The 16,420-nt window shown below is 62.3% G+C and carries 13 protein-coding genes; 2 read left to right on the forward strand and 11 right to left on the reverse strand.

The features are described from left to right. Window positions 1-2 precede the first annotated feature (2 nt). The gene (locus E8L03_RS10485; protein ID WP_144306006.1) at window positions 3-482 is read left to right on the forward strand and encodes a hypothetical protein; all 480 of its coding nucleotides are present in this window, start codon (window positions 3-5) and stop codon (window positions 480-482) included. A 161-nt stretch (window positions 483-643) separates the two neighbouring features. On the opposite strand, the gene E8L03_RS10490 is transcribed toward E8L03_RS10485, so the two are convergent. The 4 genes from E8L03_RS10490 to treZ all read right to left on the reverse strand — a co-directional run bounded on the left by E8L03_RS10490 (window position 644) and on the right by treZ (window position 8,294). Further along, the gene (locus tag E8L03_RS10490) at window positions 644-979 is read right to left on the reverse strand and encodes a c-type cytochrome (protein WP_171267312.1); all 336 of its coding nucleotides are present in this window, start codon (window positions 977-979) and stop codon (window positions 644-646) included. A gap of 225 nt (window positions 980-1,204) precedes the next feature. After that, window positions 1,205-4,009 carry a malto-oligosyltrehalose synthase gene (gene treY / locus E8L03_RS10495; RefSeq protein ID WP_171267313.1) on the reverse strand — a complete coding sequence of 935 codons (2,805 nt, stop codon included), beginning with the start codon at window positions 4,007-4,009 and terminating at the stop codon, window positions 1,205-1,207. Then, entirely contained in the window at window positions 4,006-6,483 is a 2,478-nt protein-coding gene (locus tag E8L03_RS10500) for a DUF3536 domain-containing protein (RefSeq protein ID WP_144306009.1), read from the reverse strand. The genes treY and E8L03_RS10500 overlap by 4 nt, the downstream gene beginning before the upstream one ends. Beyond that, a complete protein-coding gene (gene treZ, locus E8L03_RS10505; protein ID WP_171267314.1) occupies window positions 6,480-8,294 on the reverse strand; it encodes a malto-oligosyltrehalose trehalohydrolase in 1,815 nt (604 codons plus the stop codon). Before treZ ends, E8L03_RS10500 begins: the two co-directional genes overlap by 4 nt. A 287-nt stretch (window positions 8,295-8,581) precedes the next feature. Here treZ and E8L03_RS10510 point away from each other — a divergent pair, with 287 nt between their 5' ends. Then, the gene (locus E8L03_RS10510) at window positions 8,582-9,547 is read left to right on the forward strand and encodes an AEC family transporter (RefSeq protein ID WP_144306011.1); all 966 of its coding nucleotides are present in this window, start codon (window positions 8,582-8,584) and stop codon (window positions 9,545-9,547) included. 97 nt (window positions 9,548-9,644) lie between these two features. Here the strand turns inward: E8L03_RS10510 and E8L03_RS10515 are convergent, their stop codons facing one another. The 7 genes from E8L03_RS10515 to E8L03_RS10545 form a co-directional block, all read right to left on the reverse strand. Further along, entirely contained in the window at window positions 9,645-10,007 is a 363-nt protein-coding gene (locus tag E8L03_RS10515) for a hypothetical protein (protein WP_171267315.1), read from the reverse strand. After that, window positions 10,004-10,513 carry a chemotaxis protein CheW gene (locus tag E8L03_RS10520; protein ID WP_144306013.1) on the reverse strand — a complete coding sequence of 170 codons (510 nt, stop codon included), beginning with the start codon at window positions 10,511-10,513 and terminating at the stop codon, window positions 10,004-10,006. The genes E8L03_RS10515 and E8L03_RS10520 overlap by 4 nt, the downstream gene beginning before the upstream one ends. A gap of 12 nt (window positions 10,514-10,525) precedes the next feature. Then, window positions 10,526-12,583, reverse strand: coding sequence for a methyl-accepting chemotaxis protein (locus tag E8L03_RS10525; protein ID WP_171267316.1), 2,058 nt, complete (start codon window positions 12,581-12,583; stop codon window positions 10,526-10,528). Between the two features lie 54 nt (window positions 12,584-12,637). Next, window positions 12,638-13,240: a TetR/AcrR family transcriptional regulator gene (locus E8L03_RS10530; protein WP_171267317.1), complete on the reverse strand. Its 603-nt coding sequence runs from the start codon at window positions 13,238-13,240 to the stop codon at window positions 12,638-12,640. 226 nt (window positions 13,241-13,466) lie between these two features. Beyond that, window positions 13,467-13,775, reverse strand: a complete 309-nt coding sequence (locus tag E8L03_RS10535; RefSeq protein ID WP_235896680.1) for a hypothetical protein — start codon at window positions 13,773-13,775, stop codon at window positions 13,467-13,469. A 184-nt stretch (window positions 13,776-13,959) separates the two neighbouring features. Further along, window positions 13,960-15,723: an asparagine synthase-related protein gene (locus tag E8L03_RS10540; RefSeq protein ID WP_171267318.1), complete on the reverse strand. Its 1,764-nt coding sequence runs from the start codon at window positions 15,721-15,723 to the stop codon at window positions 13,960-13,962. A gap of 216 nt (window positions 15,724-15,939) precedes the next feature. Beyond that, window positions 15,940-16,359: a rhodanese-like domain-containing protein gene (locus tag E8L03_RS10545; RefSeq protein WP_144306017.1), complete on the reverse strand. Its 420-nt coding sequence runs from the start codon at window positions 16,357-16,359 to the stop codon at window positions 15,940-15,942. Window positions 16,360-16,420: the final 61 nt, after the last annotated feature.

Below are 16,420 nucleotides of genomic sequence, written 5' to 3' on the forward strand. Positions count from 1 at the left end.
CCATGCGCACCCTGTTCATCTGCCTCACTGGTCTGGTGTTCATCATCACCATCATCGCCGCGGCTGCGACATTCCGGAGCGAACACAGCACCACTACGGCCAAGCCCGCGCCCGTGCACGCCATCCCGGTGGCGGACACCGAGCCGGCGCCCGCTCCTCCGGCGCAAGGCCCCAAGGCTGACAGCGACACAGACTCCCCAGACTCCCTGGATTCTTTGGACAGGGAGGCCGAGGAGGCCCAGCGCGAAGCCGAGGAAGCGCTGGAAGCAGCCCGCCGCTACGCCGACAAGCTGGGCGAGCACATCAAGAAAAAAGCTGAGGAGTACGGCGAGAAGGCCGGCGACGCCCTGGCCCAGGAGCTGGACAACCTGCAGAACGAGCTCGACGACCTCAAAGACCGCCTGCACCGCATGGAAGAAGAGTACAACCGCGAGCAGAAGGATGAGCGGCCGGCGGAACGGGAGGGATTGACGACGATTTAAAAAATGACTTCGGCATGCACAGAGCGTTTGGGGTCCAGGGGAACCGGGTTCCCCTGGCCGCCGGAGGCTTCTTTCCATGCCTCGCAATACGCTACTTTACCAGAACGCTACGCCGTCCAGCACGCGTGCACGCGGTGCGATGTTTACAAGGCACCCGCCGCCTACTCCGCCAGAAGATACCCGGCCAAAGCTTCGCGGTCCTCGTCCGACAGCGCCTGTGTCTTTCTGAGGATGCCCTTCATGATGCTTTCTTTTTCCGGCTTGACGATCGGCGCGCTGTTGCCGTTGAGATACTCGACCATCTGCTCTTTTTTGCCGCTATAGGCCTTGGCAATCTCAGCGACCGACGGATTGATCGGGCTCGATTTCTCCATCTTATGACACGACCCGCAGGCCAGCTTCTTGAAGATTGCCTCGCCGCTCTCGCCGGCAGTGCTCATCGATGCGAACACGAACAGCATGGCCACTGCACCCAGGAACATGGTGAAATGTTTCATTGTCATGACTCCTTTTGTTGAATCGTCCGCGGGTCTTGCCCTGACTCGCCCCGTCCTGGGGCTCTCCACGGTTGCTCCGAGGGGCTCTGCCCCTCGAACACCCCGCAAGGGGCCAACAGCCCCTTGACCCCTTTCTGGGGTCCGGGGACCAGTGGTCCCCGGCAGGGGGCGTGGGAGACAGCGTCCCCCGCACCGACCGTCGAAAACACTCTTCTAACACTAGCCTCACGTTCCCAATAGTAGCACAGCGACAGGGAAATCGGCCAGGATTTTGCGCACAGACGTGGGAGTGGCCTCGAATTTCTGCCCGGTGAAGGCGTTGGTCCAGGCGCCGTTTGGCAGCCAATCCGAAGTGATGTGCACGCCCTGCCAGAATCCGGCCAGGGGGAAGCGCCCTTCCTTGGGGACGTTCGCGGTAAAGCGCGGGACCAGCACCATGACGGCCTCGTCATCGCGCTGGCGCACAAAGCCGAACACGCGGTCGGCGCGGCCGCCCTCGAACTCCAGGGGCAGGTACTCGCCCTGGGCAAAGAGCTCCGGGTGTGCGTTGCGTACGGCCAGCCCGCGGTGCGTGGCGAAGAGCTTGACCCGGCCGTCCTCGGCCGTGTCCAACAGCTCGGCCGCCAGGGCATCGGGGTGCCTGGCGAACCGCTTTTTGATCTCGGCCAGGGCCTTGGTCCGCCAGGCGTAGTCCACGGGCCGGCGGTTGTCCGGGTCCACCAGGGAGAGATCCCAGCTCTCCACGCCCTGATAGAAGTCCGGCACGCCGGGGGCCATGAGCTTGAATGTGAGCTGGGCCAGGGAGTTGACCATGCCGGCCTCGGCGACCTTTTTGGCCAGGGGCATGAACTCCCGCAGGAAGGCGTTCTTCTTGCGCGCGCTGAGCAGCGCCTCCACAAAGGAGAGGCAGGCCGTCTCGTAGCCCTCGTCGGGCTCGATCCAGTTGGAGTTCTCCTTGCCCTCGCGCAGCGCCTTGACCATGTACTCCTTGATCCGCTCCAGATAGTCCTCGCGATTCTTGGGCCAGTCAAAGGGCCATGTGGCCAGCAGGGTCTGGTAGATGAAATACTCGTCATTGGTCGTTGGCTGGGGTCGGTTCCGCACCACGGTCTTCTTGCGGCGGTTGATGCGTTCGAAACTCTTGAGGCCGTCGCGCCAGTCGTCCGGCAGCTCGGAAAGCACGGCCAGGCGCACGCGGGCGTCCTCGCCGCGCTTGTGGTCGTGGGTGGCCGTGGCGTTCATGGCGTGGGGCCAGTACTTCTGCCGCTCCAGCAGGAAGGTGTGGAAGGCCGCGTCCGAGACGCCGAAGTCCCAGGGCTCGCCGCCCACCTCGTTGAGGCAGAGCAGGCGGTTGGCCACGTAGAACGTGGTGTCCTCCACGCCCTTGGCCATGAGCGGCCCGGTGACCTGCTGGAAGCGCATGACAAAGTTGATCCACTCGCGGCGGTCCTCGTCGGAGATACGCTCGTCGAACTCCAGGAGCAGGAAGCGGTCCAGGAAGTCGAACTCCTTGGATAGCTCCGGGCTGGCCTTCACGGACTCCCGGATGGCCGTGCGGATGTAGACGAGATCCGCGGGCCGGAAGGCCTCGTTGGAGATGTAGGTGCGGTACACCGGGAAGCGGATGAGCAGCTCGGTGATGGCGCGCCTGAGCGCCGGGAAGGTGATGTCGAAGGCGTGGCGGTCCTTGGAGGACACGGAGTTGACGAGCCGCGCCATGTTCTCCACGTCTCCGCCCATGTGCCGCTCCAGAATGCGGCGCTTGTTGCCGGCCGCAATGTCCTGGATGGCGCGCCGACGGCCGGTGAACCGCTTGTAGATGGTGTCGAAGGCGTCTTCGTTGTCCACATTGACGAAGAAGTTGACGGCCTTGCCCATGAACTCGTAGCCCGTGGCGCCCTGGATGGGCCAGAACCCGGGCAGGGGCTCGTCGCCGGTAAGGATTTTCTCCACCACGATGTAGGAGTCCGGCGCGTTGTCGCGCAGCCGCTTGAGATAGGCCGTGGGGTCGTAGAGGCCGTCGATGTGGTCGATGCGCAGACCGTCGAACACGTTGTCCCGGACCATGTCGAGGATGAGCGAGTGTGTGGAGTTGAAGACCTCCTCGTCCTGGGCGCGCAGGGAGATGAGGTCGTTGATGGAGAAGAAGCGGCGGTAGTTTATCTCCTCGCCGGCCACCTTCCAGAAGGAGAGGCGGAAATACTGCTCGCCCAGCAGGGCGTCCAGGAGGTCGAAGCGTTCCGGGGTGTCCGGCCCGCGCTCGCCGTTGAACCAGGCCAGATTTTCGTCCAGGAACTCGCGTACGCTCTCGCTGGTCTCGTACAGCTCGGCCAGGATGCGCTTGATGAAGTAGACCTGGTGCTGGCGCTGCTCCACATAGGCGCGCTCCTCGGGCAGGGTCTTGATGGTGTAGAGGAGCCCCATAAGCTTGATGACGTCCGGGTGGTCCAGGCCGAGCTCGTTGGTGAGGTCGTCCAGGCGGTAGGTGAGCACCCGGGCGTAGGTGGCCAGCGCCAGGGGCAGGCGCAGGTCGTAGTAGCTCACAAAGAAGCCGTCCTCGTCGTAGCCCAGGCGTATCTCGCCGCGCTCCAGGGTTTCGCCGTAAAAGCTGCCCAGGAACGGCGCGAGCATCCTGCCCTTGAACGACTCAAGCGGGTGATCCCACTCGATGTCGAAGAACGGGTAGTACTTGGAGGCCGGACCGTTCTCCAGGAGGTCCACCAGCATGAGGTTGTAGCCGGACACGGCCATGTGGTTGGGCACGATGTCCTGAATCCAGCCCATGCCTGCCTTGGACACGGCCGAGGTGAGGCGCTTGAACGCCGTCTCGCCGCCCAGCTCCGGGTTGATGGAGGTGGGGTCGCAGACGTCGTAGCCGTGCATGGAGCCGGGCCGCGCCGTGAAGATGGGCGAGGCGTAGATGTGGCTGATGCCGAGCTCCGCGAGATAGGGCACGATCTCCCGCGCCTGCTCGAACACGAACTCCGGACAAAGCTGCAGGCGGTATGTGGATCGTGGAATGCGGGTCATTTGGGATGCACCTTGAGCAGTTTGCAGAGCTTGGTGAAGGAGCGTTCCCAGCGCGAGGCGTCCTCATCCTCGGTCTTGAAGGGAGCCTTTTTGGGCGCGGCCAGCTCCAACGCCTCGGTGTAGCAGATGTTCTGCGCCTCCCAGATGCGCGCGCCCATGGGGATGGGGCCGAGCTTCTCCAGCACGGCCACCGTGTGCTCCAGGAGATCCACGTCGTCCGGAATAAGCGCGAACTCGTCCATGCGGCGATTCAGCCACTCGGCCGCGGTGTGGCCTACGGCCTCCTCCAGGCTCAGATTCCAGCGGCTGCACTGCTCCAACAGGGATTTCACCTGCTCGGCGTCCACGGCGTCGTGCTCGAACATCTGCTTGAGATCGTTGTTGACCACGAACTGCGCGGCGTCCAGGAAGTGGCGCGGCGAGGGAATGTGCAGCCAGCTCAGGAAGTTGAGCATGGCCTGGTTGCCTTCGTAGATCTGGCGGTAGGCGGCCTCGGCAAGCTGGTATGCGGGCTCCAGCACCTTGTCCACCACGCGGCGCTGCTCGTCCTTGAACAGGTGCCAGACCGAGAAGATATTCTTGCCGAAGTGCTCGTCCATGGTCCGGATGGCCGCTGTCAGGTCGCCGCGTTCAAAGGGGACGCGCAGGTCCTTCTCCAGCTTGATGAAGTTCTCCGAGCCTTCATAGAAACGCACGCCGCAGTTGAGGTTGTGGTCCCCGGCGTGGAGCACGGCAAAGGCGATGGTCACGCTCTCGCGGGTGAGCGTGGAGGTGACCTGCGCCTTGCCCGTGACCAGGCCGAACCGCCCGGCCGGCACGCGATGGTAGATCTCGTGCGTCACGGAGTAGCAGGCGTACTCGAAGCTCTCCTGGTAATCCTCGAAAAACGAGGACATGGCGAAGTGCGCGGCGGCGCGCAACAGGTCGACCTGCGACGGCTTCACGTTCTCCACGTAGACCTCGCGGCCGCTCTTGAACACGTTGCTTGGCGACTTATCCAGGAGGTCCAGGTAGTCGTCCTCGTAGCTGCGGCCGGTCAGGTCGCCCAGGAGTTGTATGGTCCGCGCCGCGTACTGCATCACCTGCACGGTCTCGATGCCGGAGATCTCGTCGAAGAACCAGGCGCAGCTCGTGAAGATGAGCTGGGCGTAGCGCTGCATCTCCAGAAGCTTGAGCGCCGTGACCACGTGCTCCGGCGGCAGCGGGCTCTTGGCGTGTATGGCAAGGAAGGCGTTGACGTTCTCGAAGGAGCGGTCCAGCACCACCTCGATGTACGCATCGCGCGCCTTCCACGGATCGGCCAGGTAGCGCGGACCCTGCTTCTCAAAGACATCGGCGGCCTCGTCGCGCAGCCAGTTCATGGCCTCGCGCAGGGGCTTGCGCCACTTCTGGTCCCAGCCAAAGTGCATGCCGGAGTTGCAGCCGCAGTCGCTCTTCCAGCGCTCCACCCCGTGCACGCAGCTCCAGGAGGAGTCCTCGTATATCTCCACCTCTGCCTCGGCCGGATACTTTTCCAGGAACTGCGCATAGTTGGTCAGATGCACGTCCGGATCTTTCTGGATATCCTCAAAGAGCCAGGCCAGGGCCATCTCGCCGTAGCGGTGATGGTGGCCGTAGGTCTCGCCATCCGTGGCCACGTGCACAAGCTGCGGCCAGTCGCGCTCATCGCTATACACGCTGAGCAGCCGCTCCTTGAAGCGTGCGCCGGAGTCGAGCAGATCGCCAAAGGCCAGGTCCTGGGAGATGTGGCCATCGTAGAAGAACAGCGTCATCTCACGGCCAGAGGGCAGGGACACGCGGTATGGCCGGGTGGGGTCGATGCGGTCGCCGGAGACGTCCCGCCAGCTTTTTTCCGGAGGCGGCGTTTTCTTTTTCGCGCCCTTGGGGGAGTCGGCGGGCTGCGCCGGCGTCGCCACCGGCTCGGCCACACGGTGCGCCTGCCTGGGCGCAAGGATGGTGAACTTGATGCCGAAGTCCGCCAGGATGTCCAGGGTAGTGAGGTCCACGGCGGTTTCAGGCAGCCACATGCCCGCGGGGTCGCGCCCGAATCGCCGCCGGAAGTCCTCCACGCCCCAGTACACCTGGGTGCGGCGGTCGCGCTTGTTGGCCAGGGGCATGATCATGTGGTTGTAGACCTGGGCGATGGCCGAGCCGTGGCCGCCGAAGATATCCCGGCTGCGGTGGTCCGCGTCGATGATCGCCTCGTAGACCATGGGCTTGTGCCGCTCCATCCAGGAGAGCAGCGTGGGCCCGAAGTTGAAGCTCATGCGCGAGTAGTTGCTGACGATGCGCTGGATACGGCCCTGGTCGTCCAGAATGCGCGCGCCGGTGTTGGGGCCGTAGCACTCGGCCGTTATCCGCTGGTTCCAGTCGTGGAACGGCGCGGCGGAATCCTGGAGCTCCACCTCTTCGAGCCACGGGTTCTCCCGCGGCGGCTGGTAAAAGTGGCCATGGAGGCAGAGGTACTTTTTCATCGGGGTGTATCCTTGGTGTAGATGCGCACGCCTTTGGGCTGCAGGTCCGGGGCCGCCTCGGCCGCGCCGGTGAAGCGCGGATCGGATGAATCCAGAGCTATGCGCCAGCCGCCCGGAGGCATGTGCGGTTCGAGCTCCTGATACGGCTCGTTGTCGTTCAGATTGTAAAAAGCCACAAGGGCAGATCCGCGCTCCAGCCGCAACAGGCCGCCGCGGTCCAGCAGGGCGGCGCGCGTCTCGCCCGGCGCGGCCGCCGGCAGCTCCCGCCGCAGCGCGATGAGCGCCTTGTACCACGCGAACAGCTCCTGCCCGCGCTTGGATGTGGCCTTGGGCCAGTTCAGCGTGCTGTCGGCAAAGGTGGCCTCGCTCTGGGGGTCGGGCGGCTCGCCGTGGGCCATGAAGTGGGCGAACTCCTCCTTGCGGCCATTGCGCACGGCCTGCACGAGATCGCCGTCCAGGTGGCTGATGAAGTAGAGGAAGGGGTTGTCCTCGCCATACTCCTCGCCCATGAACAGGAGCGGCGTCTGCGGCGCGAGCAGGAGCATGGCCGCGGCGCACTTGAGCGTCTCGAAGTCCACAAGGCGGGCGAGCCGCTCGCCCAGCATGCGGTTGCCCACCTGGTCGTGGTTCTGGATGCAGGTGATGAATCGCTCCGGAGCAATATCCGGACACGGCGCGCCGTGGCCGTGGCCGCGGAATGGCGAGTACTGTCCGGTGTAGACAAAGCCGTTCTCCATGGCGCGGGCCACGTCCTTCGCCCTTCCGTAATCCATATAATAGCCGTCGCGCTCGTCCGTAAGCAGGGCGTGCACGGCGTGGTGGAAGTCGTCGCACCAGACCGCGTCCATGCCCAGGCCGCTTCCCTCACGCGGCCGCACCAGCCGCGGGTCGTTGAGGTCGCTTTCGGCCATCAGCCAGAACCGCCTGCCGCGATGCGCCGCCAGGTCCGCCACGGCCTTGCTCAGCTCGCCCAGGATGTGCGTGGGCCGGTAGTCGAAGATGGCGTGGGTCGCGTCCAGCCTGAGGCCGTCTATGCGGTAGCGGTCCAGCCAGTGGATGGCGTTCTGGACAAAGTAGTTGCGCACGCCGTCGGAGCCTGGGCCGTCGAAGTTCACGGCCTCGCCCCACGGCGTGGTGTAGGCATTGGTGAAGTACGGGCCGAAGTCGCGCAGGTAGTTCCCCTCTGGTCCCAGATGATTGTAGACCACGTCCAGGATCACAGCGATGTGCTTGCCGTGGCAGGCGTCCACGAACCGCCTGAGCCCGTCCGGACCGCCGTAGGCCGGGTGCACGGCAAAGGGGTAGACCCCGTCGTAGCCCCAGTTGCGCGGGCCCGGGAACTGCGCCACAGGCATGATCTCCACAGCATTGACGCCGAGATCGACCAGATGATTCAGCTTTTCGGCCGCGGCGTCGAAGGTCCCTTCTTCGGTGAATGCGCCCGTATGCAGCTCGTAAATGACGGTCTCCGCCAAAAGCGGCGGCGCGAACTGGTCATGACGCCATGTATGCGCATCGTGGTCCACCACCGTGGACGGGCCGTGCACGTCCTCCAACTGCAGGTGGGAGGCCGGGTCGGCGCGCTCCACTGTGGAGCCGTCCGGATATGTGAGCCGGAAGCGATAGCGCGTTCCAGGGTGGGCATGCTCCGTGTCCCCAATCCAGTACCCCCGACCGGCGCACTCCATGGGCAGGCTGCGCTCCGGGGCACCGGGGCCGGCCCCAAGCAGCAGGTCTACGCTCCGGGCTCTGGGCGCCCATAGTGTGAAGCGCCACTTGCCGTCGCCGATATGGATTGGTCCTATCTGCATGATGAAAAACCGCCTCGATTGGTTAGGCGATTGCGGGATGCGGGATTGCGGTAATTGCGTCCGCCTGTCCCGGGGCGATCCACTGTGCGCCGTGCGGCCGGAAATGACCGGGGCATCGCGTTTCCGCGTCTCAGCGGTCAACAGTACACACGTTAGCACAGCCTGTGAGATGGTTACAAGGCCACCCGAAAACAGGCGTGCACTTCCACACCGCGCCGGTGTAAATAAACCGCGAACACCCGCTCCGGATACTGGACCAGCGACCAGGACGGGCATATGATAAGAAAATGTCCCGTCTAATTTTCATCCTAGTGGTTACGGCGGGGAGCGTTATTCTCGGCTACGGCATCCGGGTTGCCATCATGCGTCTGTTCGGGGCAGCACCCGATGCGTTGCATGACATAAGCAAGCGCGGCAAGCAGTTCGCCTTTCTGCTCCTCTTTCCCTTTTCCATCTGCATATCCTTCTGGAAGCTGGCTCCGCCCCACGGGCCGTTGCTGATGCTGCCTGTGCTGGGCGCGGCCGGCACAATTGCCGGAGCCTTCGCGGCCTGGCTGATGATCCGCATCTTCGGTACGCCGCCGCGGCAGGCAGGCTCCCTGTTCGTCTGCGGCATGTCCTCCAACTTCGGCATCCTCGGCGGCTTTGTCTGCTTCGTGCTGCTGGGCGATGACGGCTTCTACGCTTCCCAGCTCTTCAACGCCTTCGTGCCCATCATGTTCTTCGCCTTCGGCTTCCCTCTCTCAGGGATGATCGGACGCGGACAGCGCGGGTTCCCGCGGCTGGACTCCTCCCTGCTCAAGGACTTTGCCTCGGCGGCCGTGCCCCTGGGCGCCATGGTTCTGGGCACTTTGCTCAGCACGCTGGACCTGCCCGTGCCCACGATAGCCATGCGGCTATCCGACTTCGCCATCCCGGCCACCTCGGGCATTCTGGGCCTGGCCATCGGCGCAACCCTGTATCTGTCGTCCATCCATCGCTACTTCCAAGAGATCGGCCTGGTCCTGGTGGTGAAGATGCTGGCGATACCGCTGGTGGTGGTGCCCCTGGCCATGGTCTCCGGCCTGGACTCTGTGATGGGCGGCGTGCCCATGACCGCGGCCGTGCTGCTCTCCTTCATGCCTGTGGCATTCGTGGCCACGATTCCGCCGGCCATCTACGGCTTTGACCTGGATCTGGCCAACGCCTGCTGGCTTGTCTCCACGGCGGTTTTCGTGGTGCTCTTCCCGGTGGCCACGTGGGTTGTTCCATGATCTGACTCCGCATATGCGCAGACCGATCCGGCGGACACAAAAAAAGACGGCGCCCAACGACGCCGTCTTCATTGTGGGATCAATTTTGATCGTCTGTTCAGGGCGTGTGGTCCACGACCACCGAGGTGCCCTTGTCCGCGGTGGATACGGTCACGGAGATGCTGCCGCCGTTTGCGCCCGTACCGGCAAGGCCGCCGCGTTCCTGCTCGATGGCCTCCACCACCAGGTGGTAGCCTGCGGCCTGCATGGCAGCCCGGTAATGGTCGTACACTTCCCGCACCGTGCCGGGGCAGGTGACCTTCTGCGCCGTGCCATGGGGCAAGGGGGCGGTTTCCACCACGGTTCCGCCGGGGCAGACGGGCAGGGAGTCCGCCTGGGCCCCCACCGGCGCAGCCCAGAGCAACAGGCAGCACGCAAGCAGCGCTGTCGCCCGCAACCAATACCGCGTCATGCGCTTCATACAGCCATCTCCTCTTCGTCATCCGGAGCGTCGCCGCCCACGCTGACCAGGGCCGCCATCTCCTCGTCGGAGAATATCCTGTCCACGTCGAGGATCATCACGAAATCATCGTGACGCCGCGCCATGCCTCGGATAAAGGCCGCGTCCACGGTCAGGCCCATGCGCGGCGGCGGTTCCACATCGCTTTCCGGCAGCTCCGCCACCTCGTTCACGGCATCCACCAGGGCACCGACGGTGGAGCATTCACCCTCCACCATAACTTCCACAATGATGATGCACGTGTCCACCGTGTCGTCGGAGTCCGGAAGCTCGAACTTGGCCCGCATGTCCGCCACGGGCACGGCGTGGCCGCGCACGTTGATGACCCCGCGCAGGAATCCGGGCATGCGTGGAATGCGCGTGATATGGGAAAGCTCCAGCACTTCGCGAACTTTCTCTATGGAGATCGCGAACAGGCTTTCGTCCAGGGTGAAGGTCAGATACTGATGCGTCTCTTCTACTGACATGGCCCCACCTCGCTAATACCGCTCGAAGTTGTCATCATCGTCATCCGGCTCGCTCATGTCCAGGGCATAGCCCGATCCGGCAGCATTTCCTGTGGACCGTTCCGACTCCACCTGTTTTTGCCGGGCCGCCGGGGCGGACTGCGCCTTCCGTTTGGTCTCGGCCTTACGCATACGGCCGGCGGCGCCTGTGTCGACCCTGAAGAAGGCCATGGAACTCTGCAGGTGCTCTGCCTGGCTGGAGAGCTCCTCGGAGGTGGAGGCCATCTCCTCGGCCGCCGAGGCGTTCTGCTGCACCACCTGGTCGAGCTGCTGGATAGCCTTGTTGATCTGGGCGGCGCCTGCGTCCTGCTCCTCGGACGCCGCCGTGATCTCCTGAACAAGCTGGGCGTTGCGCTGAATCTCGGGCACGAGATCCGAGAACATCTTGCCCGCCTTCTCGGCCACGTCCACGGTGTTGGAGGAGAGCTCGCTGATCTCCTGCGCCGCGGCGCCGCTGCGTTCGGCAAGCTTGCGCACCTCGGCTGCGACAACGGCGAAGCCCTTGCCGTGCTCGCCGGCGCGCGCCGCCTCAATAGCCGCGTTGAGCGCCAAGAGGTTGGTCTGCCTGGCGATCTCCTCGATGATGGAGATCTTCTCGGCGATGTTCTTCATGGCGTCCACGGCCTGGTGCACGGCCGCGCCGCCTTGCTGGGCGTCGTCGGCGGCCCTGGTCGCTATCTCCTCGGTCTGCTTGGCGTTGTCCGCGTTCTGGCGGATGTTGGCGGTCATCTCCTCCATAGAGGAGGAGATCTCCTCCACGCTGGCTGCCTGCTCCGTGGCACCCTGGGAGAGGTTCTCCGACGAGGCGGACAGCTCCTCGCTGCCGGAGGCGACGTTCTCCGTGGCGGACTGGACCTCCGCGACAATGCCGCGCAGCCGCAGGACCATGTTATTGAGGGCGGAGGCAAGCACGCCCACCTCGTCCTTCTGGTGGATGTCCAGCTCCTTGGTGAAGTCGCCCTGGGCCATGGACTCGGCAAAGCTGACGCCCTTGGCGATGGGCCGTGTGATGCCACGGGTCAGAACGATGCCCAGCACAATGGCGACGAGAACGCCGACGCCCATGCAGACCGCCGCGATAAGCTTGCCCCGCGCGCCTTCTTTGGTCGCATCGGTCACAGCGGTGTCGGCCATCTGCTCATTCATGGCCACGATTTTTTCGAGCTCGACAACGGCCTTCTCGGTCTGGACCTTGGACTTGCCAAGGATCAACGAAGCCATGTCGTCAAAGAGCTTCTGGGACTTATCCGCTTCGGCGCGCAGCACTCTGAACTCCTGGAACACCTGCTCCGCTGCCGGAATCAATTCATCGACGTAAATCCGCTTGGCTGCTTCTTCGGCACCCATGCGCATGGCACTCTTGATACGATCAACGGCCTCGTGGAACTGATCGTGCGGCTTCTTGACCCGCTCCAGGGTCTTCGCGATGACCGGGTTGGTGGTGCTGTAGGTGGCCATCCACTTTCCGAAGTTACACCCCGCGGGATCACCGCCTCCATCGAACTGCTCGTGCATCAGGATGAGCCTGGAGACCTTGGTGGTCAGGCTGTAATGGTCGCCGCGGAACAGCTGCATCATGCGCATGAACTCTTCCGGATTGAGGATGTCCAGCTTCTGCAGCTCCTTGGACAGCTCCACAGCCTCGTCGTTCGCTTCCACGGCCCCCTGGATGGCGGTTTTGAAGCTGTTCCACGCCGCCGCTTCCTCCGGGGTCTTCGGCAAAGGCTCGTACACCGCCACCGCGCTTCCGTACTCCTCCCGGGCCTGCTGCAGGTTCACGTACTGCTGATTGCGGGTTTCGTTGTCGATGTACGGGCAGTTCAACGTCCGCATGGCGCCTTCGAGCTCGCGAATGCTGGTCTGAACGGTGCCGAGATTGGAAACCGCCGGCAGCTTCTCCGTGCCGATCTCCCTGATTCGTTCGGAAAGACTGGTAACCTCGTAAATTCCCACCAGGCCGATCGCCAGTGCGATGACGGCCGTCAGCAGGAATCCGCCGATAAGCTTCACGCCCAACTTGATATTTTTCATTCCACCCCTCTTTGATCGGCATCCTTGGTTTTGATTCGAAGAGTACGAGTGCGGTCAGGAGCCTGGGCATCGGGCTTCGGCAGCTAACCGCATGTATGCGGTGGCCAGAGCCTCCCGGAGCAGCGGCTCACGCTTCTCATGATGGCACAAGACCATCCATGCCGCGCCGAACAACAACGACTGTATGCCCCGCGCAACGTCATCGGGAACGCCGGCTTCCAGCGGAGCGATGCTTTCGTCCGCCAGGCCTTCGCGCACAACCTCCGTAAGCATTTCCAGATAGCGCGTGCGCAATGCGACCAGGTTGCTGAGCAACAAGGGATCCGCATGCCGGCCGCCGGTCGTCGAGTTCTGCAGATAGATGAGAAGCTGATTCGGCTGGTCTTCGAGATATCCGAAGAACGCCCGGATATAGAGGTCGACGCCTTCCAGACCGCATGATGCGCCGGCGACCTCCATGCGCGTTCTTCTGTGCAGGGAATTGAGAGTGAACCAGGACATCACATACAGCAAATTTTCTTTGCTTTTGAAGTGATAGATCACTGTGCCGTTGGCAACACCGGCGAGGCTGGCGATCTCGGACACAGCGGTCTGATCGAACCCCTTCTTGGCAAACAGAGTCGATGCGGCATCGAGTATGGCTTCCACCTTGCCCATGGTCTCTCCTGACTGACTGTTCATTCAACATTCATATGTTTGAAGCGACTTGTCAATATCAATTCTATAACGTTACATTCACCACACTCGTGCGAATACGCCCTTTTCCTGGTCCGATATCACGCTGCTCATATCCAGGCATTCAATAAAAAAGGCCGGAAGCGCACTCTCTGCGCCTCCGGCCCCCTATGGACCTTTCCGCCGCTGCCGGCGGTTGCCCGGCGTGCTATGCCGCGGCGCTCTTATACTTGGCGTACAAATCGTGCACGCGCTTCTTCAGCTCTTTGAGCCGCTTGGAAAGCGCCGGGTCTTCGTTGTAGCGTGGCTCGCTGATGGAAAACACCGCGTTGGCGATGTCGTCCAGATAGTGCTCGGTCGCTTCGCACCATTCGTCGGTGCATACGTTCTGCATGGTTGCGGCCTGATCGATCTCCTTCTCCGCCTGATCGAGTGATTGCTCCATGCCCTGGAGGAAATCTTTCCAGACAGACTCGAACTGGGCGAAGGGTTGGTTCATCGCTTGACGGGTTGCCATTCGGAGTACTCCTTGTTTGCTGGTTGAGTGTCAGCCATGAAGCAGGGTCGGTACCCGCATGCTCCATACCGTTGGCGCTTACTTTCGGCGTACAACAGCAGCCGAACATTCAGATTCCGGCGGATTCCTCATGCGAATCCGCGCGGCAGGAACGCCATTCATTACTCACCAGCATACCACAGCCTCACAATGCCTGCACGCGTCTTCCGATCTGAAGCAGAAAAAGCATATGCTTTGGCGTTGCTTTCTTGAAGAGTTGCTTCGGGTAGCTCACTTCCTCAAGTATATCCCGAAATATACCCGCCCCTACAACATTTGAATACATGTTCCGCGCCATAGCCTGCTTGTACATTGCTGCAGTTTTTGGCCATGCATCATAGTTCCTGGTGCAATGCATAATTCGACTCAGATACCTTTGGGCCTTCTTCTTTGTGGCCAAAACCAGACAACGAGGCGCATTCTGCAATGACCCCTTGGAGCATTGCGATCCGGATGAGTGCGGAATATCCTTGAACTTCTCAAAAATATCCTGGAACGCGGCGCGTTGCAGCTTCCAGTTGATCTTCCATTCCACCGGAACCTTGCTGGAGATGTCAATTATGCGGAAATCGGCAAACGGATCGTAGGCGTTGAACAGGCGGCGGTTCACCGAGACGCAGGAGAGCGTGTCGCTCATCGAGTACGGGAACACCTCCTCGAAGTCCTTGTAGCTGTTGGGCCGGATCTTCTTGAGCATCTGGTTGTGGCGTTGCCGTCTGGCATGGGCCTCTTCCTGGTAGCCCTTCTTCACCGCATCGCAGGTGAGCAGCTCGTAGCCGTGCTTGTCTATCTTCTGGACGCCGCAGCCGGGCAGAACGTTCTTGACCGGTACCTGCGCGCCCTTGAGCAGCAGGTCGGCCCACAGGCCGCTCAGGACCACGTCGTTCCTGTTGAAGTCGTACTTGTCCGCCAGGTGCAGCATGTGCGCGTGGATATAGAAGTTGTCGAACCCGCACATCTGCGTGCACGGATCGATGAGGTTGAAGTAGTAGTCCTCGTTGCGGAAGCAGCAGACGTGTCTGAGATTCGACCGGCTCGCTATTTTCTGGGCCAGCATGCACTCGCGCGAGCACGACTCCGAAAAGGTGACGGCCTCCACGTTCTTCTTGTCCGCGAGCATGCCGGCGAATATCCGGGAGTCGCCGCCCCCGCTCAGCAGGATGGCAATGGACCTGTACTCGTCGCATACCGTGTCCAGGGAGTCTTCCACCACCTGCCGCACCCAGCCGCCGGCGTCCTCCAGGCTGAAGTCGATGCGCTCCGGCTCCCAGGGCATCCAGTAGTACTCCGACCTGGTCGGCTGCCCATGGAATTGCGTGAAGGTCGAGGCCGGCGGTACGCTCCGCACGTACTCCAGCAGCGTGTAGGGGAACGTGGGTTTGAGATAGAGGATGCACTCCGCCACCGAGAGCTTGTCCACGACCCGGCGGTCCGAAACCTCGGCGAGGATATCCAGGTGGGTGCCGCACAGGAACTCGTGCTCTCCCGCAACCGTGCGTGATGTGTAGTATATCTGGACGAACGAGAGCGTATCCGTCGCCAGCAGGAAGTCGTTCGACTTCTTACGGATGGCGATTATCGCGAAGATGCCGTTGAAGTACCTGGTCCAGTCGATGGCCTGGCCTTCGGTGAAGTGCGCCTCCAGAGCGGCCAGGATGGCCTGTTCCTCGATATCGCCGAAGGCAAAGGTGGTTTTGGAGACCGTGCACAGCGGATGCCCGAGCAACATGAACAGGTAGTCTTCGTTCTCCCGCACGATGTACTGTGTGCCCGCCCCGTGCACGGAAACGAACGCCCCCCACGTCCCGGAGCAGATGCGCAGATCCGGGTCGTCGGTCCTCCTTCGAACAGCCTGGACCCACTCGTCACAACGATTCGGTGAAGTGGAAAAGAAGAAATCATTCAGCATGGCGCCCCCCTTCATCACGTCCATGAATGATTCTTTACCGCGCCTTTTGAAATGGCTGCCCCCCTGGCCAGACCATTCACGCCAACCGAGAAAACCCTTTAAAATACCCTTACAACAAAACACCCCCCTGGCAATAGTGTAATTGCCGGGGGGATGCAGGCAGACCTCGGAGGGTCCGCTTCAGCCGGTTCGCGCCGGCCGTATATTATCAATGTCTTATCGTGCTTCAGTGGCAAATCCTGCGTCTTTCCACGCTGAAATTCCGCCTTCAAGAATTGTCACGAAGGGGAAGTTGCGGCTGATCATGTGCTGGGCCACCACCTCGGCGCGGCTTTCGCCGGGCTGGTCGTCCACCACCACGTAGTGGTTCTCCTGCTTCTGGCCGATCAGCCAGTCATAGTTCTTCGGGTTCACCGACACGGCCCCCTTTACCTTCTCGGAGCCGGATTCCTGCACGTCAATCACCACGGTGTCGTCCAGGAGCGGTTTCAGGGTGCGCGGCGGCGTGCGCTCCACATCGGGCTGATGGCTGGGCTTGTCCAAAGTTTCGCCGAACTCGCCGTAATAGTCGGGAGCTTGCAGGTTGGCCGCATTCTTCTTCATTGTCTCGACAAATTGCTGTGTCTTCTCGTTCATCAGATGGCGTCTCCTCTTACAAGTGTCACTGTGCTTCGTTCGATTTGAAATGTCCTTCGCC

The sequence above is a fragment of the Oceanidesulfovibrio marinus genome (assembly GCF_013085545.1).
Taxonomy (GTDB): domain Bacteria; phylum Desulfobacterota; class Desulfovibrionia; order Desulfovibrionales; family Desulfovibrionaceae; genus Oceanidesulfovibrio; species Oceanidesulfovibrio marinus.